Below are 21,524 nucleotides of genomic sequence, written 5' to 3'. Positions count from 1 at the left end.
CGAAACAGGGCAAGGCGGCGGGGAGGTATAATCCGCCAGTACACACTGAAAGGAAGCACTATGAAGATTGCCAAAAACACGGTCGTAACGGTCAAGTATAAATTGTCCGACGCGCAGAACAATCTGATCGAAGACGGCAGCCAGCCGATGGTCTATCTTCACGGCGGCTATGAAAATACGCTGCCGAAAATCGAAGAAGAACTCGATGGCAAGGAAACCGGCTACGCTTGCGTCCTGCAGATCGAACCGGACGACGCGTTCGGCGACTACGACTCGGCCCTGGTCAAGGTTGAAGCGCGCGAGCGCCTGCCGGAGCCGCTCGAAGTCGGCATGCAGTTCGAAGGCATGCCCGATGGCCCGGACAGCGATGAAGAAACCATGATCTTCACCGTCACCGACATCGCCGACGACAAGGTTGTCCTCGACGGCAATCACCCGCTGGCCGGCATCGCGCTGCGCTTCGAGCTGGAAGTCACCGACGTGCGCGAAGCGCTCGACGTTGAAATCGCGCACGGCCACGTGCACGGCGCGCATGGTCATCACGACCATGACGACGAGGATGACGGCGAAGAGGGCGACCACTTCCGCAGCCACCCGGTGCATTAATTCCCCGCATGCCGGGGTGGGCTCGCGCCTGCCTCGCATCCGGTCCATGCGGCGCCCGAGATCTTCTCCGGCGCCGCATCTGCGTTTACAGCTGCGTTGACGGCTGTGTTTACGGCTTCTGAAGCAGGAACATCTTCTCGCTGCCCGGCGCCACGCGCATGCGCAGCACACCCGATCCCACGCTCACATGGCCCAGGTTGGCGCGCCATGCAATCGCCGGCGCCGGTCCCACCGGCAGGGCGGTATCGACCAGCAGCACCTTGCCCGCGAATTTTTGGGCCGACGCCAACACCTGGTGGCGCACCGCCGCATAGCCATCCTTGCGGTTCTCGCCCGGTCCCAGCATGGACAGCAGGCCTGGCTTTTCGCTGTGGATCTTCATGTCGCCTTCGGTAAACAACACCACCGCATCGAGCTTCTTGCGCTGGGCCGTGCCGAACAGGCGCTTGAGCCAGAACCGGTTGGCCACCGCGCGGTCTTCGAACTCGCTGTTGCGGCCCGCCTCGGGACGATAGTGATTGTTATCCGACGACAGGTTCATGGTCGCGTACAGCACGTTCCCGACAATCCAGTGCGCGTTCTCGGCGTAGCTGCGGAACTGCGAACTGGTCGACAGGCGCAGCAAGGGCAGCTTGCGCTTGCCGAGGGAATCGGCGTCCGGATAAAACAATTCGCGCATGCGGTTCAGGCGATCGACCGCCACCTGGCTGCCGGCGCCGTTGGTGCAGCCGCTCCAGTCGCTGGCGGCGGGCGCCACGATCATCGGCCGGCGCGCCTCGGCGAACAGGTCGCGCCGCTGCGTGTACAACTCGTCGCTGCACGGCTCGCGCTCGGCCTTGACGCCGGTGGCGACGATAAAGGCCACCGCGCCATCGTCGCTGGCGGCGATGGCTTGTTCCAGTTGCGGCTCGCCGCCGCCATCGGCAAAGCGATGGCCGATGATGGCGAACTGGTAGGGCGCCGGTCCTTTGGCGGCAGCCGTTTTGCCTTGCGCGGCGGTGGCGGCCGGCGGCGCCGCCAGCCATGCCGCGCACAGGAACGCGGCCAGTGGCGCGGCGCGCATCATGGCGTGGCGAGGCGCTTGAGCTGGTACAACTGCTCGAGCGCTTCGCGCGGGGTCAAGGCATCGGGATCGATGGCGGCCAGCGCGTCGAGCAGGGCATCGTGCATGTCTTCCTGCGCTGCGTCGTGCGCGTGCGGCGCCTGGGCCGGCTCGTCCGGTTCCACGCACGGCAGCGCGAACAGGTCGAGCTGCGGCGTGGTGTCGAGCGCCTGCGATTCGAGCCGCGCCAGGTGCTTGCGCGCCGCCTTGATCACCGCCTGCGGCACGCCGGCCAGCTGCGCCACCTGTAAACCATAGCTTTGCGACGCGGGCCCTGGCTGCACCGCGTGCAGGAACACGATGCTGTCCTTGTGCTCGACCGCCGACAAGTGCACGTTGGCCGCGCTCGGGTGGCTTTCGGGCAGTTGCGTCAGTTCGAAATAGTGGGTCGCGAACAGGGTGAAGCTGCGGCTCGCGTCGATCAGGTGGCGCGCGATGGCCCAGGCCAGCGCCAGGCCGTCGAAGGTCGAGGTGCCACGGCCGACTTCATCCATCAGCACCAGCGACTGCGCGGTGGCGCCGTTGAGGATCGCGGCCGATTCGGTCATCTCCACCATGAAGGTCGAGCGTCCGCCGGCCAGGTCGTCGGTGGCGCCGATGCGGGTGAAGATGCGGTCGATCGGGCCGATGGTCGCGCTGGTGGCCGGCACGTAGCTGCCGATGTAGGCCAGCAAAGTGATCAGGGCCACCTGGCGCATGAAGGTCGATTTACCGCCCATGTTCGGACCCGTGATCAAGAGCAGGCGGCGTTCGTCGTTGAATTTGCAGTCGTTGGCGATGAAGCGCTCGATCTGGTTTTCCACCACCGGGTGGCGGCCCTCGCAGATCACCAGGCAGGGTTCGGCGACCAGTTGCGGCGCGCACCAGTTGTGCTGCAGCGCGTGGGTGGTGAGCGCGGTGAGCGTGTCGAGCTGCGCCAGGGCCTGCGAGATGGTTTGCAGGGTGCCGATATGCGGCGCCAGGTCGGCCAGCAGCTGGTCGTAGAGGAGCTTTTCGCGCACCAGCGCCTTGTCTTGCGCCGACAAGGCCTTGTCTTCGAACACCTTCAGTTCGGGCGTGATGTAACGCTCGGCGTTTTTCAGGGTCTGGCGGCGGCGGTAATCGTCCGGCACCTTGTCGGTCTGGCCGTGCGTGACTTCGATGTAGAAGCCATGCACCTTGTTGTACTCGACGCGCAGGTTGGCGATGCCGGTGCGGGCGCGTTCGCGCGTCTCCAGGTCGACCAGGAACTGGCCGGCGTTTTCGGACAGGCCGCGCAGTTCGTCGAGTTCGGCGTCGAAGCCGCGCGCGAACACGCCGCCGTCGCGCACCATGGCCGCCGGTTCCGGCGCCACCGCGCGCTCCAGCAGGTCGAGGCAGATGGCGGGCGTGGCCAGCGCATCGTGAATGGTGGCCAGCAGGCTTTCTTCGCCGGCGATAAAGGCTTGCTGCACCGAGCGGCGCAGGGTTGGCAACTGGCGCAGGCCGTCGCGCAGGCTGGCCAGGTCGCGCGGACGGGCCGAGAGCAGGGCGATGCGGGTGGTGATGCGTTCGATGTCGGGCACCTCGGCCAGGGTGGCCGAGAGGGCGCCGGCGGCGTCGCTTTGCGCCAGCGCGGCAATGGCCGCATGACGGGCGCGCGCTACGTTCTGCTCGCGCCGCGCATGGTGCAGCCAGTGGCGCAGCAGGCGCGAACCCATCGCCGTGCGGCAGTGGTCGAGCAGCGAAAACAGGGTAGGGGACTCCTGGCCGCGGATGGTTTCGGTCAGCTCCAGGTTGCGCCGGGTGGCCGCATCGAGGCCGATGAATTCGTTCTCGGTTTCGGTCGACAGGCTGCGCACGTGCTGCAAGCCGCGACCCTGGGTCGACTGGGCGTAGCGCAGCAGCGCGCCGGCCGCGCCGAATGCCGCGCCCAGGCCATCGGCGCCAAAGCCGGTGAGGGTGGCCACGTTCAGTTGGTCGAGCAGGGCCTTGTGGCCGCCGACGACGTCGAAGTGCCAGTCCGGCACACGCTGGGTGTGGGCGGTGCCGTCGTCGTCGAACAGTTCGGCGCCATCGCCGCGCAAGATTTCGGCCGGGGCGATGCGTTCGAGTTCCTGTTGCAGGCGCAGGCCCACGGTGCGGCTGTCGCCGGAAAACTCCATCAATTTGAGGCCGCCGCTGGCCAGCGACAACCACGCCAGGCCCGTGGTGACGACCTTGCGCTGGCTGATCATGCACACGGCCAGCAGGGGGCGTTCGGCTTTTTCGGGCAGCAGGTCGGCGTCGGTCAGGGTGCCGGGGGTGACCACGCGCATGACCTTGCGCTCGACCGGGCCTTTGCTGGTGGCCGGGTCGCCAATCTGTTCGCAGATGGCGCACGACTCGCCCAGCTTGACCAGCTTGGCCAGGTACGGGTCGAGCGAGTGGAAGGGGATGCCGCACATCTTGATCGGGTTGCCGTTGGAGGCGCCGCGCGCGGTCAGCGTGATGCCGAGGATGCGCGCGGCCTTTTCGGCGTCGTCGTGGAACAGCTCATAGAAGTCGCCCATGCGGTAGAAAACCAGCATGGTCGGGTATTCGGCCTTGATGCGCAGGTATTGCTGCATCATCGGCGTGTGCTTTTCGGTCGCGCCGTTCTTGATGGCGGCGGCGTTGATTTCGGTCGGGGGAGTGGTCATGTGTTCTTTGTCGTTGAGGCCCGGCATGTCTGGTAAGTTGCCCGCCAGGGTGCGACGCGGCGCTGCGTTGTCGTAAAGGGCGCCATTTTACCGCTTTCGTGCTGGGGTGCAGGAGCAATGCGCGCCGATTCAGGACGAATCGCGGGCCGAGAATTGACGATTGGCGAATTCGAGCGGGGAAAATTAGTCAGAACAGCGCTGTTTCAGGCATCAACATGAATAGTTGGCCTGTGAACGGATATCCCGTCCACCGAAATCGCTTCGATGATCAAGTTGGCGTATCCTCTGGCCGCGCTCAGCGGGAGGCTACCTGTGAAGATCAGGCTTCGGACCAAATGTACAAAAATCGGTAGCCGCGAGCTCGTAGCCAGCGAGCTTCGTCCTCCGCTGCTTCCAAACTTCATGAGCGCCCGGGTCATCCAATATGTCGATAATCAAATAGCCATGCCTTGGGTCGCTTGCATAGAGAACATAGCGGTCGCTCGATCTATGTCTTCTCTTGTGCTTGTTCTCGAAGTCCGCCAGCCATGTTGCTTCATCTTCTGGATTGCTTGGTATGAGGTGAACGTGACTTAAGTAGCTTCCCGGATCGGCGCCTCTATCGTGGCAAAACCATTCGTGATCGAATTCATTACCTGATTTATAGTATTGAAATTCATCGCGAATAGTTTCGACGATTTCTTCTGTGAACCCTCTTTCCAGAAGTGCAGAGTAGGTTTGAGCAAGCACAAAGACGGCATTGCTCATTGCTCAGGATTTCTTCAACAGCCGTTCTGATCTGCTGATCACGGCCTCGGCGGTGAAAAGATCCTTGTTCTCTCGGAGCGCGTGCAATGCAGCGTCGCGTGCCTCTGGGCTGCGGCGCTTGGTCTGTGTATTGGCAGTCCCAGCAATATTCGCGTTTTTCGACTCGCCGACACGCGTACTGCGATTGCTCTGCTTCTTTTCGCCATTCAAGGAAGGGTCCGGCAAATTTGTCTGCACGCCAAGTTTCGCTGCCATGAGATCTCCCTGTAAACACTGTTAGTCGGAAATCCTCTGCATTGACCGTTAGCAGAAGGTCAAGATCGCTCTCCTCCCGGTCATCGCCTCGTGCGGTGAAACCGAACACACACACGCTTACCAGGCCGCGTCCCAAGCCGAGGGCGCGAAGTTTTTCCCGGTAAAGCGAGAGAGCCGGGTAGGGTTTCATACGTCGATACTATCATGCCCGGGCAGGTGCATGCAGCCAAGCGCACCCTCAACGGCGGGGAAAACTGTCACTTTCGCCGTCGCGCCAATCCAAGCCAAACAAAATTCCCAATGACCCTCATTAATACAAACAATGAGGTGCCCGGCCTATCTTGTCGTATCATAGAAACCAATGAGAGCTTCTCATTCGATAGTTTTTCTTAACCCACAAAACCACGCACGAGGATATCCATGTCGCTGATCAATACCCAAGTTCCAGAGTTTAAAACCCAAGCCTTCCACAACGGCAAATTCGTCGAAGTCTCGAACGAGTCGATGAAGGGCAAGTGGTCGGTCGTCATTTTCATGCCTGCCGCGTTCACCTTCAACTGCCCGACCGAAGTCGAAGATGCGGCGCAGAACTACGCTGAATTCCAGAAAGCCAACGCCGAAGTGTATATCGTCACCACCGACACCCATTTCTCGCACAAAGTCTGGCACGAAACCTCGCCAGCCGTCGGCCAGGCTAAGTTCCCGCTGGTGGGCGATCCAACCCACAAGCTGACCCGCGCCTTCGGCGTGCACATCGAAGAAGAAGGCCTGGCGCTGCGCGGCACCTTCATCATCAATCCGGAAGGCGTCATCAAGACCCTGGAAATCCATGACAACGCCATCGCCCGCGACGTCAAGGAAACCCTGCGCAAGCTGAAAGCTGCCCAGTTCGTCGCCGCCAACCCAGGCCAGGTGTGCCCTGCCAAGTGGAATGAAGGCGCAAAAACCCTGACCCCATCGCTGGACCTGGTCGGCAAGATCTAAATAGCAATGTCATAGCACTACCCGGGGAAGGCGCGGCGCCTTGCGCTGCCTTCCCCGCGCCGGGAACCAGCCCGACGGTTCCCGGATTTAATTCAAGGCACTTTCTTACGGATATCAACATGCTTGACGCCACCTTAAAAACTCAGCTGCAAGGCTATTTGCAAAACCTGCGCGCGCCGATTCGCCTGATCGCCACGCTCGACGACAGCGACAAAAGTGCCGAACTGCGTGAACTGCTGGCCGAGATCAGCAGCCTGTCCGATAAAGTCAGTGTCGATGAGTCGGGCGCCGACAGCCGCAGCCCCTCGTTCGTCATCGCCCGCGAAGGCGAGACCCACGGCGTGCGCTTCGCCGCGATTCCGCTCGGCCATGAATTCACCTCGCTGGTGCTGGCCTTGCTGTGGACCGGCGGCCATCCGCCCAAAGTGGAACCCGACGTCATCGACGCCATCAAGGCGCTCGACGAATCGATGGATTTCGACGTCTATATGTCCCTGTCCTGCCACAATTGCCCCGACGTGGTGCAGGCGGCGACCCTGATGGCGGTGTTCAATCCCAAGATCCGCACCGTGATCATCGATGGCGGCATGTACCCGGCCGAAGTCGAGGCGCGCCAGGTCATGGCGGTCCCGATGGTCTTCAAGAATGACAGCATGTTTACGTCCGGTCATATGACCGTGGAAGAACTCGTCGCCAAGCTCGATGTGAGTTCGGCTGACCGTGAAGCGAAGAAACTCAATCAAAAGTCGGCCTACGACATGCTGATCGTCGGCGGCGGCCCGGCCGGCGCGGCGGCGGCGGTGTACGCGGCGCGCAAAGGCATCCGTGTCGGCGTGGCGGCGGAGCGCTTCGGCGGCCAGGTCAACGACACCATGGCCATCGAGAACTACATTTCGGTGCTGGCAACGGACGGCCCCACATTCGCCGCCGCCCTCGAGGCGCAGGTGCGCCACTACGAAGTCGACATCATGAACCTGCAGCGGGCCGAGCGGATCATTCCCGCCGCCACGCCGGGTGGCTTGATCGAAGTGCACATGGAAAACGGCGGCGTGCTTAAGGCGCGCAGCGTGATCGTCTCGACCGGCGCGCGCTGGCGCAACGTCAACGTACCCGGCGAAGCCGAGTACAAGAACAAGGGCGTGGCGTATTGCCCGCACTGCGACGGCCCATTATTCAAAGGCAAGCGCGTCGCCGTGATTGGCGGCGGCAACTCCGGTGTGGAAGCGGCGATCGACCTGGCCGGCATCGTCCAGCACGTCACCTTGGTTGAGTTCGCCGATGCGCTGAAAGCCGACGCGGTGCTGGTCAACAAGTTGAAGAGCCTCTCCAACGTGACCATCCACGTCAACGCGCAAACGACCGAGATCACCGGTGACGGCCAAAAGGTCAATGGCCTCGGCTACAAGGACCGCGCCAGCGGCGCCGATCACTTCGTGGCGCTGGAAGGCGTGTTCGTGCAAATCGGCCTGGTGCCGAATACCGAATTCCTGAAAGGGACTTTGGAGCTGAGCAAGTACGGCGAGATCGTTGTCGATGCCAAATGCCACACCAGCCTGCCTGGCGTATTTGCCGCCGGCGACGTGACCACGGTGCCGTACAAGCAGATCGTCGTTGCTGCCGGCGAAGGATCGAAAGCGGCATTGTCCGCGTTCGATTACCTGATTCGCCAGCCAGTGGTCAGTGATGTCGCCAGGGAAGAGGAAGTGGCGGAAGCTGCCTGATGCAAGTCTGTTGACCAACAAAAATGCCCGGATCATGCCGGGCATTTTTTTGGGCGAGACAGAATCGCCGCTGTGACCGCGCTCCCTGACATTGCGCAGACCCGCGCGCGGTGAGTGGCATACTCTGGGATCTGGACTGCTCGCGCAGCACCGATTCCTGTCCGCAAAGAGTCTCCGGCATGTTCATTTCCACGAACTGGTTCAGACGCATCCTGGTCGCCGCGTTGACCATGCCGGCACTTGCCATGGCCGCAGCAAACAGCGACGTGCCGGAAGTTCAACTCGTCATCGATGCCACGGCCGCCAGCGAGCCTGTCATGGTCGATGACTGGTTGCCGGTCGCGCCGGACCGATGCGGGCAGCAATGTCATGCCGAGCGGATCGACACGCCCAGTCCGGTGCCTGAGCCCGACACGTATGCGCTGATGCTGGTCGGCCTTGGCATGGTCGCCGCCGCCGCGCGCCGTGCGGTCAGCGTGGGCGCCAACCGCACCGTGTCCTCCAGCGAACGGCATGGCGGCGCCAAACTTCCTTTCAATAACTGAGTACGCGGACTGCTTACACCCCGCAGTAGGCAGTCTTGACGGTCGTAAAGAACTCGGCCGCATACGTGCCCTGTTCACGCGATCCGTAGCTCGACCCTTTGCGCCCGCCGAACGGCACGTGGTAATCGACCCCGGCCGTCGGCACATTGACCATCACCATGCCCGCTTCGGCGTGGCGCTTGAAGTGGGTCGCATACTTGAGCGAGGTGGTGACGATGCCGCTGGCCAGGCCGAACTCGGTATCGTTGGCCAGCGCCAGCGCGTGCTCGTAGCTATCGGCCGGAATCACCATGCCGACCGGGCCAAAGATTTCTTCGCGGCTGATGCGCATGTCGTTGCTGCAATCGGTGAACAAGGTCGGGCGCAGGAAAAAGCCCGGCGTGGCGCACTCGATCCGCTCGCCGCCGAAGGCCAGGGTGGCGCCTTCCTCGCGGCCGATGCCGATGTATGCCATATCCTGGTCGAGCTGGCTCTGGTCGACCACCGGGCCGATATCGATGCCGGCGCCGAGCGCGTCGCCGACGGTCAAGGCAGCCAGCTTTTCTTTCACGGCCGCCACAAAGGCCGGGTAGATGCCTTTTTCGACGATCAGGCGGCTCGACGCCGTGCAGCGCTGGCCCGTCGAGAAGAACGATCCCTGCACCGCGCAGTTGACGGCGGTGGCGAGGTCGGCGTCGTTGAGCACGATCAGCGGATTCTTGCCGCCCATCTCGATCTGCACCTTGGCCATGCGGCCGATGGCCGCCAGCGCCACCTTGGCGCCGGTTGCGGCCGAGCCGGTGAAGCTGATCGCGTTGACGCGGCGGTCATGCAGGAAGGCTTGGCCGACCACGCTGCCGCGACCCATCACCAGGTTGAACACGCCCGGCGGCAGGCCGGCGCGGCTGATGATTTCGGTCAAGGCCCAGACGCTGGCCGGCACCAGTTCGGCCGGCTTGATCAGCACGCAATTGCCGTAGGCCAGCGCCGGTGCGATTTTCCAGGACGGAATGGCGATCGGAAAATTCCACGGCGCGATGATGCCGACCACGCCGACCGGCTCGCGCGTGACTTCCACGTCGACGTTGGGGCGCACGGATGGCAGCTTGTCGCCGCGCAGGCGCAGGCATTCCTGGGCGAAAAATTTGAAGATGGCGCCGGCGCGGGCGACTTCGCCGATGCCTTCGGGACGGGTCTTGCCTTCTTCGCGCGAGAGCAGGGTGCCGAGCTCTTCTTTGCGGGCCAGGATTTCGCTGCCGATCTTGTCGAGCGCGTCCGCCCGCATCTGGATGTTGGACAGCGCCCAGCCCGGTGCGGCGGCAGCGGCGGCGGCGATCGCCAGCTCGGTTTGCTGCGCGTCGGCCTGGGCGTAATGGCCGATGATGTCGTTCGTATTCGACGGGTTGATATTGGCGGACGACGAAGCGGCGTCGACCCAGGCGCCGTTGATATAGTTCTGTTTCATGGAAGCTTTCTACGTGGCTCGCAAGGGATCGCGATGCGTGTTTATCAAAAAGCAAAAGCTTACCATTGTGGGGGGAATGGTGCCGGAGGGAGGTGGCCGATGACGGGCGCTTGTGCCGATTGCGGCGCGTATCGCGAGTGCCAGCAACCGATAGCGCGTCGTTTCTGCCGCCAGCGACTCGTCGTCTCCGGCATTGCCGGAACCGACTTACCGCGCAGGCGGGAACCCAAGTCCATACCGCAGTTTCGGGCGAATCACAAAACTTGGGTTCCCGCCTGCGCGGGAACGACGGTGGTTACAAGTATACTAATACTTGTAATGCAAGGCCAATCCCACCGTGCGGTCATAGCGGCGCGTATCGCGCACCAGGCCCGGGTCCTTGTTGAAGTAATCGTGATACGGCTGGTCCAGCAGATTATTCCCATCCAGGGTCACGGTCAGCTGTTTGTTGATCCGGTACGACAAGGAGCCATCGAGCGAGCGTAAAGGCGCCACATACAAGTCCAGTTTGTCATTGCCGCGATAGCGCTCCTCGGCCATGAACTTTGAGCGCCAGTTGTACGCCAGCCGCGCCGACCACGCCTCCTTCTCGTACAGCCCGACCAGGTTATACGATGTTTTCGACATCCCCAAAAAGGCCGACTCGCGCCCATCCGGATTGGTTTGCTTGCCGGTGATGTAGGTAAAATTCGCCTCCATTCCCAGCCCGCTCAGCATCCCCGGCAGGAAGTCGTAAAACTGCCGGTAACTCATCTCGAAGCCTTCCAGGTTGGCCTTGGCCAGGTTGTAGCGGCGCGTCACATCGTACTCGCGGCCATTGATGATTTCGCGCGCCGCCTTTTCCACCGAACGGTCGGTGAACTTGTGCTGGAAAACAGTCCCGGTCAGGGAGCCGGTCGGCGCAAAATACCACTCCAGCGCCACGTCGATATTATCCGACCTGGTCGGCCGCAGATTCGGATTGCCCGCCGCGCCGGTGCCCAGGATGCCCGACGAGTTTGGGGTCGCCGCCACGCCTTCGACCAGGCGCAGCGCCGGATTGTAATCGGCAAATGCCGGCCGCTCGACCGCGCGGCCGGCGACCACGCGCGCCACCAGGGTCGGGGCCAGGTCCGCGCGCAGCGCAAAACTCGGCAGCACGTCGGTGCGGCTGGTATCGACCGACACCGGCGCGACCACGCCGACGATCGACGAATTGCCCTTGAGCGTTTGCTCGGTGCGCACCACGCGCGCGCCCACCACGCCGCTGATCGGCACACCCAGATGGAAGCCGAATTTGGCCTTCGCATACAAGGCCGACGTGCGTTCCACGTCGCTGTAGTACGACAGCGGATTGTCTTCCAGCTGCGCCGCCGAACCGGTCAGGATGGTGCGCACCACGTCGGTGTGATCGAGGATGTAGTTATGGTCGGCCACCACGTAGCGGTCCACGCCATAGTTGCCGCCGGTCGGCGCCGACAAGGTCCACAAGCCCGGGAATTGACTGGCCGGCGCGCCCTTTTGCGGGCTATTGTCGTACCACATATCGCGAATGCCGCGCGAGGACGCCTTGCGCTCGGCCAGGCGCACGCCGCCGGCCAGCTCCTTCACGAAACCGAGGATGCCGTTATCGGTGGCGTCGTACACCACATCGCCGCGCCAGTCGTTCGACGTGCCCTGGCGCGCGTTGGCGATGTCTGTGCCGCCGCGCACGCGGAACCTGGCGTCGTCCGGGTCTTCCATGTTCGTGCCCGGGAAGTCCATGTAGCCGCCGCCCGAGCGCACCGCGCCCACGAAGCCGCGCGCGGTGTAATCGAAATCGAAAATCACACGCCGCTCCTTGAAGTAGCTGGCGGTACGCGCCGCCTCGGTGGTGAAACGCAGGTTCGGCGTGGCGTCCCAGCGCGCACCCAGCGCCACCTGCTCGTTGGTCACATCGTGCTGGTAGGCCTGGGTCGAGGCAAAGCCCGGCGCGTCCTGGTTCAGGCGCGTGATGGTATCGAGATTGTTGGTGCCCGGCTTGGTCGTGATGGTCGCGCCGGCGAAGTGCGGCGGGAAACCAATCATGAAATTATTCTGGTAGCGGTGGTCGATATTCGTGCGGAAGCCTTCCGCGAATACTTCCACGGTCGGCGCCGGGCGCCATTGCAGCGCGAAGTTGCCCGCCTCGCGTTTGCGGTCGCCGTTACCCATGAAGCGGCCGAAGTTCTCGGCGCCGGTCACGCCATTGTCGATCGGGAGCGGAAAGCCGGCGAAGGCCACTTCATCGTGATAGCGCCCGCGCTGGTACGACAAGCCGACCAGCGCGCCGATGTCGCCGATGCCGGTTTTCCAGCGGTCGCTGAACATCGCGCTCACGTCGGGATTATTGGTCCTGGCCTTGTCGCGGTTTTCCACGCGCGGGTTCAGGTTGATCTGGCGGCCCTTGAAATCGAAGGGACGGTTGGTGCGCACATCGATCACGCCGGCGGTGCCGCCTTCGGGCAGGTCGCCGCCCTGGGTCTTGTAGACATCGATCCGCTGCAGCATGGAAGCCGGCACGTCGGCCAGGTACAGGCTGCGGCCGGTATCGGAAAAGAACTCGCGCCCGTTCAGGAGCGCGACCACGCCACCTAAGCCGCGGATGATCACGGTGCCGGCTTCGCCGCCGCCGCGCTGAACCTGCACGCCGGTGACGCGCTGCAGGATTTCGGCCACGTTCTTGTCGGGGAACTTGCCGATGTCGTCGGCGACGATGGAGTCGACCACCTGGTCGGCGTTCTTCTTGATCGCTTGCGCGCTTTGCGCCGCCTTGCGCACGCCGCTGACGGTGACCACGGCCGTATCAGCGGGGGCGGGAATGGCTTCCTGGGCGGCCACGGAGAGATGCGTCAGCATGCCTGTGGCGAGCAGGGACGCGACCAGCGATTTGAGCACGATCGGACGGTCCGCGCGGGAGCGGCCGCGGGCGAGGGCGGGATTGTTCATGGGTCTCCATTATCGTTATTGAGCTAGTGTCCCGAGTTAGAAATTCGTTGAATAAATATGGCGACAATCGCACCGATACTGCGTCACAAATGTTCGCCAGGCCTCGGCCTGTCTGCGCTTTGTTCCTTGTCTCGTTACGATTTCACCACATTTAATCATCAACGAATTTCTAACTCGGGACACTAGATGCTCTTGTTTGCCCGAATAATAGGGGACGCGCGTGAATTGCTCCAATCATGTTTTTGCGGCTGCCGATACCGATCTGGGTATCGGCGTGTTGCAAAACCGGCGGACGGCGAACCGGGGTCTGTCCCCGGTTTTGCAACCTGGCTGGCCTACTCGTCGTTCTGCCAGAACGGACCATTTTCCACGAACACCACCGTCGTGCGCGGAGGGATGCTGAAGGTGCCGCTGGCGCGCTCGTAGCTTGCCGTCTTCGCCAGCCGGTCATGGTCCGACTTGCGCTGCACCTTGTGCAGCGCCAGCTTGCGTCCTTTGAGTTCATCGATCGTGATGCTCCTGGCGACCTTGTCGACGTTGAAGAAGGTCGCCACGCTGCCGTACTTCGCGCCCGGATAACGCCGCCCGTCGATGCTCATCGCAATCAGGCCGGCGATCTGCTGCGGTCCCGTGTTGTGGAACCTGAGCCGCTCGCTCACCTCTTTCGCGCTGCGCAGGCGGAACAGGGTGGTGTCTTTGCGAATCTCCAGCAGGTCGAGAAAGTAATCGCGCGCCGACACAATCGCCGCCGCATCGGGCTTGATCAGCGCATTGGCCAGAATCGGCGACATCCACTCCCAATTGGCCTTGTTCACGCCCGCCATCGGCAAACCGACGCCGAAGTTATTCGACTGGTACGAAAAGTCGAGGCGATTGAACCAGTCGCCCGCGTTATAGCTGTCGCGGTCGAGCGACTTCGAACGCAGGATCTCCTGCCCAGCGTGGAAGAACGGCACGCCCTGCGAGAGCATATTGATGGCCGCGCCCAGGTTTTGCACGCGCACGCGATCGGCCAGGCTGGTCGACTGCGGCAGCTTGAAGGCATTCAGGTCGAACAAGGTCTGGTTGTCGTGCGCTTCGACGTAGTTGATGGTCTCGGCCGGACTGGCCGCAAACCCCGCCTTCTGCCCGGCATAATCGATGTCCGCATTCTTGCGCAGCACCCCGGTGCGGTCGGTGAAGCTGTAGTCGCGCAGGGTGCCCGACAAACCCACCTTGATCAAGTCGCCCAGGCGCAGCAAGTCGTCCCTGGTTTGCACGCTGCTCGCATTCGGATCGGTAAAGGCGCCGTTGATGAAGCCCTGCTGGCTGATCAGCTCAAGCCCGCCATCGCAGCAGCCGCCTCCGCGCACCGCGTCGCGCAGGCGGTCGTTGAACGAGCCGACGCCGGTGCCGAACATATTCGCCTGGCGCGCCTGCACGAAGCGCGCGTCGTTGCCGACCGTGCCGAAGTTCCAGGCTTCGCCGTACAGGTAGATGTCGCGCTGCGCCGCGCGGTCGACTTTCGCTTTCAGGTCGGTGATGACCGACAGCGGCGCCATGCCCATGATGTCGAAGCGGAAGCTGTCGACCTTGTAATCGGTGGCCCAGGTGACGACGGAATCGGTCATCAGCTTGGCCATCATCGCGTTTTCGGCGGCGGTGTCGGCGCAGCAGCTGTCGTTGGTGATGGCGCCACTCGCATTGAGGCGGTAATAGTAGGTCGGCACGATCTTGTCGAGCACCGACAGGGGACTTTGCTGCGCGCCGCTGGTATGGTTGTAGACCACATCCATCGTCACCCGCAAGCCTTGTTCGTGCAGCGACTTGACCATCGCCCGGAATTCGCGCACGCGCACCGCGCCGTCGCTGGCGTTGGTGGCGAAGCTGCCATCGGGTGCGCTGTAATGGACCGGATCGTAGCCCCAGTTGAAGCAGTCGCTGTCGCCGGCGGCGGCGACTGCCGCCTGCTGCGTCTCGGCGTTGGCGGGGGCGTCCGGAATGGCAGGCGTGGCGCAGCCGGTTTCATTCACGCTGGCGATGTCGAAGCTGGGCAGCAGGTGAATGTGGCTCATGCCGGCGCGTTGCAGCGCGCGCAGATGGCGCATGCCGTTCGAATTCACATCGGTAAAAGCGAGGAACTTGCCGCGATGGTTGGCCGGCACCGTCATGTCGCTGGCGCTGAAATCGCGCACCTGCAATTCGTACAAGGAGATGTCGGTCGGATGGTCGAGGCGCGGAAGCGGATGCGCATCCCAGCCGGCCGGTTTGAGCGCCGCGCTGTCGAGGTTCGCGACAAAGCTGCGCTGGCCGTTGGCGTTCAAGCTCAATGAATACGGATCGGTGACCACGTTGCTCACCACCGTGTTATTGGCCCAGCGCGAAAGCACGTTGACGGTGTAGGTGTAGTAGGCGCGGTTGGTCCAGGCGGCGTTGGGGGCGGTGTAGTGCCACACGCCGCTGCTGCCGTCGCGCGTCATCGGCACGCGGCTGGCGCTGGCGGCCGTGGGGTCCGGGTACACATTGAGCGCGACCGATTTGGCGGTCGGCGCCCACACGCGGAAGGTCGGCACGCCGGCGCGGTTGAAGGTCGCGCCCAGCGCGCTGTTGGCGGCGGCCGGGGCGAACAGCGCGTCGAGCAGGCCGCTCGTTTGCAGCGACGTGACCTGTACCAGCTTGCCGGTGGCATCGAATTGCGCGATGGCGAACTGGCCGCTGACCTTGGCCGGCAGGCCGGCCAGGTCGGCCCTAGGCACCGTCAACGCGGTGGACGTAGCCAGGTGCGGATACTTCGCTTGCAGCGCCGGCGACAAGGCGCCGGCAACGCGCAGGTCGATGCTGCCATCGGCGCCGGTGACGCCATCGGGCGCGGAGCCCATGCCGCCGTTGGCGGCATAAAACAGCTTGTAGCTGGCGGCAAGCGGCGTGCCGGGCCAGGCCAAGGTGTCCAGCGAAAGCCAGTGCGCGCCGGCGTTGGCCAGGTTGCCCAAGCTGATCGCCGGGGCGCTGTTGTAGACCTTGCAGTCGCCTTCGAGCAGCCAGAGCTCCTGGCCGCGCGCGGCGATGTCGGGCGCAAAATCGCCGGCCTGGTCGCTCGCGCAGTTCTTGTTGCCGCTGCCGTCGGTGAGCAGGAAGTCGATTCTGGTTTTGGTGGCGTCGACCGGAATATCCACATAGCCGCCGTAGCTGTCGCTGGCGGCCAGCATGAAACGGTCCTTGATCCATTCCACGCTCGGCTTGACGGGGCCGGACCAGGAGTAGACGCCCCACTGGGCTTCGTCGCGCTGGGCGCGGCGGTAATGCAGGCGCATGGTGCCGGGCGCCACGGCCACAATCGCGACCGAGGCGCGCTGGACCGATTCGGACCTCGTCGCCGGTGCTGGCAAGTTGCTGTCGGCGCCGTCGGAACCGCCACAGGCGGCCAGCAGGCTGGCGCACAAGCCGGTGATAAGAACATGCGCGGGAATGCGTGAAGTAATACTACCTAGAGAATGCATGTGCAACTCCTGAAGAGGGGAATGTGCAGCGGCGCCCTTGTCCTTACTACGTCGTTTTTGTGACGCCGCTGGCGATCGGCATAAAGCCGATGTAATATTACTACACATCGTTTCAGGAGTTGTACGAAAATCAAGGCGAGCGCCGTCCGCCGCCGGCGAGGGCGGGGACCGGCGATGCTTGCGGAAGAAAAGGGAGGTGGAGGCGGCGTAGTCGGACTACGGGCAACTCAGCTCAGGGCAGGGCCCAGATCCAGCGCACGATGTGGAAGAAGACCGGCGCGGCGAAGCCGAGCGAATCGAGGCGGTCCATGTAGCCGCCGTGGCCGGCGATGCCGGTGCCCCAGTCCTTGGCGCCGAGCGAGCGCTTCACGCCCGACATCACCAGGCCGCCCATGACGCCGCCGATGACGATCAGCGCGGCCATGCCGGCCGCCTGCAAGGGCGTGAACGGGGTGACAAACGCCAGCAGCGCGCCGATTCCCATCGTCGCCATGCCGCCGCCGATCAAGCCTTCCCAGGTCTTGTTGGGGCTCAGCTTGGGCACCATCTTGTGCTTGCCGAAGAGTTTACCGAAGATGTACTGCAGCACATCGCTGATCTGTACGATAAAGACGAAGAAGAACAGCAACTGGGCGTTGTGGCCCTGGAAGCTCGGGATGTCGAGCATCAGCAGCGCCGGCGCGTGGCTCACGCCGTACACGCAGAACATCACCGCGAACAGGATGCGCGCGTTGCGCGACAAAAAATCGTCGGTATCCTGGCTGATCGCGCTGGCGGCCGAGATGAGGAAGAAGATATACACCGGGATCATGATCGCGAACAGCCCGTACCACTGGGTCCACAGCAGCCAGTACTGGGCCGGCAGGGCGATGAAAAAGGCGATGAACAGCGGCCAGTAATCGCTCTTCCTGGTCGGCGTGAGGGTGAGGAACTCGCGCAGCGCCATCAGCGAGGCGAAGCCGAACACCACGATCGTCACATAGCGGCCCAGCACCAGCGCCGAAAACAGCACGACGGCCATGATCCACCACGCGTTGATGCGGGCGTTCAGGTTGATGATGGTGGCGTTGCCGGGATTCCTGAGGCGCAGCACGAAGCCGACGCTCGAAGCGAGGACCAGGATTGCCAACAGGATCTGGCCGGTAAGCATGAATAGGGGAGTCATCGTGGTCTTCTCAGAAAGTATCGGCCAGGTCGCAAACGGCCTGGTGCATGCGGGCGATGAAGGTTTCCTTGTCTTCGCCGTGGTCGTTGTAGAGCGGCGCGCCGAAGTGCGAGCGGCACAGCAGTGGTAGCGGAAACGGCGCGCCCTTGGGCAGCGCGCGGTGCAGGTTTTGCTGGTACACCGGGATCAGCGCCAGGGTCGGGCGGTCCTTGCTCAAGTGATACAGGCCGGACTTGAACTCGCCCGGCAGGGTCGTATCCCTGCGCGTTCCCTCGGGAAAGACAATCAGCGAATCCCCTTGGTCGAGTGCGCTTTTCAGCGGCAGCAGCGCGTCGGCGCCGCCTTTTTCGCGATCGACCAGCACCACATTGAGCAGCGTGTGCGCGATGTAGCGGCGCATGGCGGTCTTGTCCCAATAATCGGCCCCGGCGACGGGCCGGGTGCGGTCGCGCATGGCCGGCGGAATGGCGGCCAGCAGGCCGGTGGTATCGAGGTGGCTGGTGTGATTGGCGAAAAACACGCAGGGATGAACGGGCGGCACATCATAAAAGGCGGCGCCGCCGACGACCAGGCGCTGCAAGCCGAGCAAGGTATCGCGCTGCAGGCGGAAAAAGGGGTTCAAGGTTTAGCTTTCTGTTCGGGCTGGCGATGCCCGGCCGGCGGTCGAGTATCTTTGATCGGTACTAAGTACCCGGCCATAAATAACTGTGATTTTTGTCTTCCATAGCCGGCGCGCTGCGGCGTTGCCCTCCGCTCGCAGTGCTCGCACTGCGTCGCGTCGGGCGCCTTGCATCGCATCCGGCTATGTTCGCCAAAAACTCACACTTATTTCTGCGCGGGTACTTAAAGCGGCCAAGTGTAAATGTTATTTAACTGTCTATCAACATTAATATTTTTACCTGTGCAACTTTTCCCACAACCGGGGTCTGACCTCTGATTCGTAATTAATTGCATCAATGCATCAAAATTCACAACCGGGGTCAGAGCTTTAATTAGCAATTAGTTGCACGTATATATCGGGGGTACCGTCGAGATTTACGCTGATGCTGTCGTTAGCCTGGTCGATATCGGGCAGTTACAGAGGGAGAACGTCCCGTGAATGAACTCGTGGGACTGTGCGGAATTTTTAGAGTGGAAATAGTTTCGAATTAAAGCTCTGACCCCGGTTGTAGGAGGTTGGAGCTTCATTCGGCGGTTTGTCTGACCTCTGACGGGCAATGTTTCGAATCAGAGGTCAGACCCCGGTTGGGGCTTAGCCTTGGGCGATGCGGCCGGCGATGTGGGCCAGGGCTTCGTCGACCTGGTCGATCAGGATCAGGCACAGGTCGCCTTCGCCGAGGCGCGCCAGGGCGGTGTCGATGGCGATGAATTCGCCATCGATTTCGTCCACGTGGGTGGTGCGCACGGCGCCCGCCAGGCCCTGGCGCAGCAGGGCGACGACTTCACCGTCGGCACGCCCGCGCTGGCACTGGTCCTGGTACAGCAGCACGTCGTCGAACGCGGCACCCAAAATCTCGGTCTGCTGGCGGATGTCTTCGTCACGCCGGTCGCCAGCGCCGCTGATGACCACCGAGCGCCGCTTGGCCGGCATGCTTTCGACCGCGCCGACCAAGGCCAAAATCGCGTCGGGATTGTGGCCGTAGTCGGCGATCACGGTCGCGCCGCGGTAGCTGAAGACGTTGAAGCGCCCCGGCGCGTTGTCGCTCTCGTTGGCGAACGATTTGAGCCCGGCGCGGATGTCGTCCCAGCTGGTGCCGACCGCCCATGCCGCCGCGACCGACGCCATCACGTTGTCGACCTGGAAGCCGATGCTGCCGCCACGCGTGATCGGTACGTCGGCTAGCGCGATGCGGTGTTCGACCTTGCCTTGCGCGGCAACGAGCATGGCGCCGTCCACGTACACCACGCGTTGTCCCTGGGCGCGGTGGGTCGACATGACCGGGTGTCCGCAATCGGCGGTGAAGAAGGTGACGCTGCCACGGCAGTTGTTGGCCATGTTGACTACCGCAGGGTCGTTGGCGTTCAATACCGCCACGCCGCTGTCGGCGACATTTTGCACGATCACGCGCTTGAGCACGGCCAGGTCTTCGACGGTGGTGATGTAGTTCAGGCCCAGGTGGTCGCCCGCGCCGATGTTGGTGACCACGGCCACCTGGCAGCGATCGAAGGCCAGGCCTTCGCGCAGCAGGCCGCCACGGGCGGTCTCGAAAACGGCGGCGTCCACGTCAGGGTGCAGCAGCACGTTGCGCGCGCTGCGCGGGCCGCTGCAGTCGCCGCTGTCGATGCGCCGGCCTTCGATGTAGACGCCGTCGGTGTTGGTCATGCCGGTGCGCAGGCCACCGGCGGTGAGCAGGTGGGCGATCAGGCGCACCGTGGTGGTCTTGCCGTTGGTGCCGGTCACGGCGACCACCGGAATGCGGCCGTCGTCGCCGTCGGCGAACATCGATGCAATGATCGCTTCGCCGACCGGGCGGCCTTTGCCGAACGAGGGTGACAGGTGCATGCGCAAGCCAGGGGCGGCGTTGACTTCGACGATGCCGCCGTTCTGTTCTTCGATCGGTTTGAGTACGCTGTCGCATACCAGGTCGACGCCGCAGATGTCCAGCCCCACCATATGGGCGGCGGCGATCGCGCGCGCGGCCACTTCCGGGTGCACGTCGTCGGTGACGTCGCTGGCGGCGCCCCCGGTCGAGAGGTTGGCGTTATTGCGCAGGATCACGCGCTGGCCCTTGGCGGCGACCGATTCGGCCACCAGGCCTTGCTTGGACAGGCTGGCCAGCGCGATGTCGTCGAAGCGGATCTTGGTCAGCGAGGTCGAATGGCCATTGCCGCGGCGCGGGTCGAGGTTGACCTGGTCGACCAGTTCGCGCACGGTGTGCTTGCCGTCGCCAACGACGATCGGCGGGTCGCGCCGGGCGGCGGCAATGAGTTTGTTGCCGATGACGAGCAGGCGGAAGTCGTGGCCGGGCAGGTAGCGTTCGACCAGGATATCGTCGCGAAATTCGGCGGCGGCGTGGTAGCCGGCCACCAGTTGTTCGCGCGTGGTGACGTTGACGGTGACGCCCTTGCCCTGGTTGCCGTCCTTCGGCTTGATCACGACCGGCAGGCCGATTTCGAGCGCGGCGGCCCAGGCGTCGTCCGGGTCGGCGGCCACGCGGCCGAGCGGCACCGGCACGCCGGCCGCGTGCAGCAGTTTTTTGGTCAGTTCTTTATCCTGCGCGATCGATTCGGCAATCGCGCCGGTGCTGTCGATTTCGGCGGCCTGGATTTTGCGCTGACGGCTGCCCCAGCCGAACATGACCAGGCTGCCGTCGGTCAGGCGCCGGAACGGGATGTTGCGCGCCACGGCGGCCTGCACGATGGCGCCGGTGCTCGGTCCCAGGCGTACGTCTTCGTCGAGGTCGCGCAGTTGCAGGAGGGCGGCGCCAAGGTCGAACGGGGTGTCGGCGGCGGCGGCGGCGCACAGTTGCGCGGCCAGGTCCATCGCCAGGCGGCCGACCACTTCTTCGGAATACTCGACCACGACCTGGAAGATGCCTTCTTCGGGCGTGGCGGTGGTGCGGCTGAAGGTGACCGGGCAGCCGGCTTGCGCCTGCAGGCCGAGCGCCGCCAGTTCCAGCACCTGGGCCATGGCGATGCGGTCGTGGTGGCCGAGCGTTTGCAGCGGGCTCATTTCGGGGAAGCGCGCGCGCAGGCGTTCTTCGAAGTCGGGCAGGGCGCCGACATCTTGTTCGGCACTGGTGCAGGCGACGATCGCTTCGATCGAGGTGTGGTGGCTCCAGAGGTTGGGGCCGCGCAGGGCCCGTACGCGAGATACTTCCATAAAGCGTTTCATCCTAAGTGTTGCGCTGGTGCGTCGCTGCGCCCTCGGGCGTTGACACTGCCGGCAGCCCG

14 protein-coding genes and 1 pseudogene are annotated in these 21,524 nt (G+C 63.5%); 4 read left to right on the top strand and 11 right to left on the bottom strand.

From position 1 onward, the window contains the following. The first annotated feature begins 60 nt into the window (after positions 1–60). Positions 61–606 carry an FKBP-type peptidyl-prolyl cis-trans isomerase gene (locus F0185_RS20990; RefSeq protein ID WP_166897441.1) on the top strand — a complete coding sequence of 182 codons (546 nt, stop codon included), beginning with the start codon at positions 61–63 and terminating at the stop codon, positions 604–606. Positions 607–715: 109 nt separating this feature from the next. On the opposite strand, the gene F0185_RS20985 is transcribed toward F0185_RS20990, so the two are convergent. The 5 genes and pseudogenes from F0185_RS20985 to F0185_RS35490 all read right to left on the bottom strand — a co-directional run. Further along, a complete protein-coding gene (locus F0185_RS20985) occupies positions 716–1,672 on the bottom strand; it encodes a hypothetical protein (protein WP_166897438.1) in 957 nt (318 codons plus the stop codon). Further along, positions 1,669–4,347, bottom strand: coding sequence for a DNA mismatch repair protein MutS (mutS, locus tag F0185_RS20980; RefSeq protein WP_167227753.1), 2,679 nt, complete (start codon positions 4,345–4,347; stop codon positions 1,669–1,671). Before mutS ends, F0185_RS20985 begins: the two co-directional genes overlap by 4 nt. Before the next feature lie 306 nt (positions 4,348–4,653). Beyond that, positions 4,654–5,094, bottom strand: a complete 441-nt coding sequence (locus tag F0185_RS20975; RefSeq protein WP_167227752.1) for a type II toxin-antitoxin system YafO family toxin — start codon at positions 5,092–5,094, stop codon at positions 4,654–4,656. 3 nt (positions 5,095–5,097) lie between these two features. Beyond that, positions 5,098–5,349, bottom strand: coding sequence for a hypothetical protein (locus tag F0185_RS34920; protein ID WP_229477116.1), 252 nt, complete (start codon positions 5,347–5,349; stop codon positions 5,098–5,100). 49 nt (positions 5,350–5,398) lie between these two features. Further along, a pseudogene (locus tag F0185_RS35490) lies at positions 5,399–5,539 on the bottom strand (nucleotidyltransferase); the annotation flags it as partial. Positions 5,540–5,769: 230 nt separating this feature from the next. Here F0185_RS35490 and ahpC point away from each other — a divergent pair. From ahpC to F0185_RS20955, 3 genes are all read left to right on the top strand, one after another. Then, complete coding sequence (gene ahpC, locus F0185_RS20965) at positions 5,770–6,333, top strand: alkyl hydroperoxide reductase subunit C (RefSeq protein WP_166897425.1); 564 nt, start codon at positions 5,770–5,772, stop codon at positions 6,331–6,333. A 119-nt stretch (positions 6,334–6,452) separates the two neighbouring features. Continuing rightward, positions 6,453–8,054: an alkyl hydroperoxide reductase subunit F gene (ahpF, locus tag F0185_RS20960; protein ID WP_167227749.1), complete on the top strand. Its 1,602-nt coding sequence runs from the start codon at positions 6,453–6,455 to the stop codon at positions 8,052–8,054. Between the two features lie 179 nt (positions 8,055–8,233). Further along, complete coding sequence (locus F0185_RS20955) at positions 8,234–8,599, top strand: PEP-CTERM sorting domain-containing protein (protein ID WP_167227747.1); 366 nt, start codon at positions 8,234–8,236, stop codon at positions 8,597–8,599. Between the two features lie 13 nt (positions 8,600–8,612). Here the strand turns inward: F0185_RS20955 and F0185_RS20950 are convergent, their stop codons facing one another. The 6 genes from F0185_RS20950 to cphA form a co-directional block, all read right to left on the bottom strand. After that, entirely contained in the window at positions 8,613–10,043 is a 1,431-nt protein-coding gene (locus F0185_RS20950; RefSeq protein ID WP_167227746.1) for an aldehyde dehydrogenase family protein, read from the bottom strand. A 306-nt stretch (positions 10,044–10,349) separates the two neighbouring features. After that, positions 10,350–12,989, bottom strand: a complete 2,640-nt coding sequence (locus F0185_RS20945; protein WP_167227744.1) for a TonB-dependent receptor — start codon at positions 12,987–12,989, stop codon at positions 10,350–10,352. 335 nt (positions 12,990–13,324) lie between these two features. Further along, the gene (locus F0185_RS20940; protein WP_167227742.1) at positions 13,325–16,465 is read right to left on the bottom strand and encodes an alpha-1,6-glucosidase domain-containing protein; all 3,141 of its coding nucleotides are present in this window, start codon (positions 16,463–16,465) and stop codon (positions 13,325–13,327) included. Between the two features lie 232 nt (positions 16,466–16,697). Continuing rightward, positions 16,698–17,630 carry a phosphatidate cytidylyltransferase gene (locus F0185_RS20935; RefSeq protein WP_167227741.1) on the bottom strand — a complete coding sequence of 311 codons (933 nt, stop codon included), beginning with the start codon at positions 17,628–17,630 and terminating at the stop codon, positions 16,698–16,700. Between the two features lie 10 nt (positions 17,631–17,640). Then, positions 17,641–18,252, bottom strand: coding sequence for a lysophospholipid acyltransferase family protein (locus F0185_RS20930; RefSeq protein ID WP_167227739.1), 612 nt, complete (start codon positions 18,250–18,252; stop codon positions 17,641–17,643). A gap of 630 nt (positions 18,253–18,882) precedes the next feature. Then, positions 18,883–21,453 carry a cyanophycin synthetase gene (gene cphA, locus F0185_RS20925; protein ID WP_167227737.1) on the bottom strand — a complete coding sequence of 857 codons (2,571 nt, stop codon included), beginning with the start codon at positions 21,451–21,453 and terminating at the stop codon, positions 18,883–18,885. Between the last annotated feature and the right edge of the window lie 71 nt (positions 21,454–21,524).

The organism is Massilia rubra (genome assembly GCF_011682065.1).
GTDB classification, from domain to species: Bacteria; Pseudomonadota; Gammaproteobacteria; order Burkholderiales; family Burkholderiaceae_D; genus Telluria_A; species Telluria_A rubra.
Note: the sequence above shows the minus strand (reverse complement) of the source record. Positions and strands in the feature narration are given on the sequence as shown.

What these genes read in the sequence shown, in the direction of transcription:
- F0185_RS20990 (WP_166897441.1), top strand. Translation starts at nt 61, where the DNA reads ATGAAGATTGCCAAAAACACGGTCGTAACGGTCAAGTATAAATTGTCC.
- F0185_RS20985 (WP_166897438.1), bottom strand. Translation starts at nt 1,672, where the DNA reads ATGATGCGCGCCGCGCCACTGGCCGCGTTCCTGTGCGCGGCATGGCTG.
- mutS (WP_167227753.1), bottom strand. Translation starts at nt 4,347, where the DNA reads ATGACCACTCCCCCGACCGAAATCAACGCCGCCGCCATCAAGAACGGC.
- F0185_RS20975 (WP_167227752.1), bottom strand. Translation starts at nt 5,094, where the DNA reads ATGAGCAATGCCGTCTTTGTGCTTGCTCAAACCTACTCTGCACTTCTG.
- F0185_RS34920 (WP_229477116.1), bottom strand. Translation starts at nt 5,349, where the DNA reads ATGGCAGCGAAACTTGGCGTGCAGACAAATTTGCCGGACCCTTCCTTG.
- ahpC (WP_166897425.1), top strand. Translation starts at nt 5,770, where the DNA reads ATGTCGCTGATCAATACCCAAGTTCCAGAGTTTAAAACCCAAGCCTTC.
- ahpF (WP_167227749.1), top strand. Translation starts at nt 6,453, where the DNA reads ATGCTTGACGCCACCTTAAAAACTCAGCTGCAAGGCTATTTGCAAAAC.
- F0185_RS20955 (WP_167227747.1), top strand. Translation starts at nt 8,234, where the DNA reads ATGTTCATTTCCACGAACTGGTTCAGACGCATCCTGGTCGCCGCGTTG.
- F0185_RS20950 (WP_167227746.1), bottom strand. Translation starts at nt 10,043, where the DNA reads ATGAAACAGAACTATATCAACGGCGCCTGGGTCGACGCCGCTTCGTCG.
- F0185_RS20945 (WP_167227744.1), bottom strand. Translation starts at nt 12,989, where the DNA reads ATGAACAATCCCGCCCTCGCCCGCGGCCGCTCCCGCGCGGACCGTCCG.
- F0185_RS20940 (WP_167227742.1), bottom strand. Translation starts at nt 16,465, where the DNA reads ATGCATTCTCTAGGTAGTATTACTTCACGCATTCCCGCGCATGTTCTT.
- F0185_RS20935 (WP_167227741.1), bottom strand. Translation starts at nt 17,630, where the DNA reads ATGACTCCCCTATTCATGCTTACCGGCCAGATCCTGTTGGCAATCCTG.
- cphA (WP_167227737.1), bottom strand. Translation starts at nt 21,453, where the DNA reads ATGGAAGTATCTCGCGTACGGGCCCTGCGCGGCCCCAACCTCTGGAGC.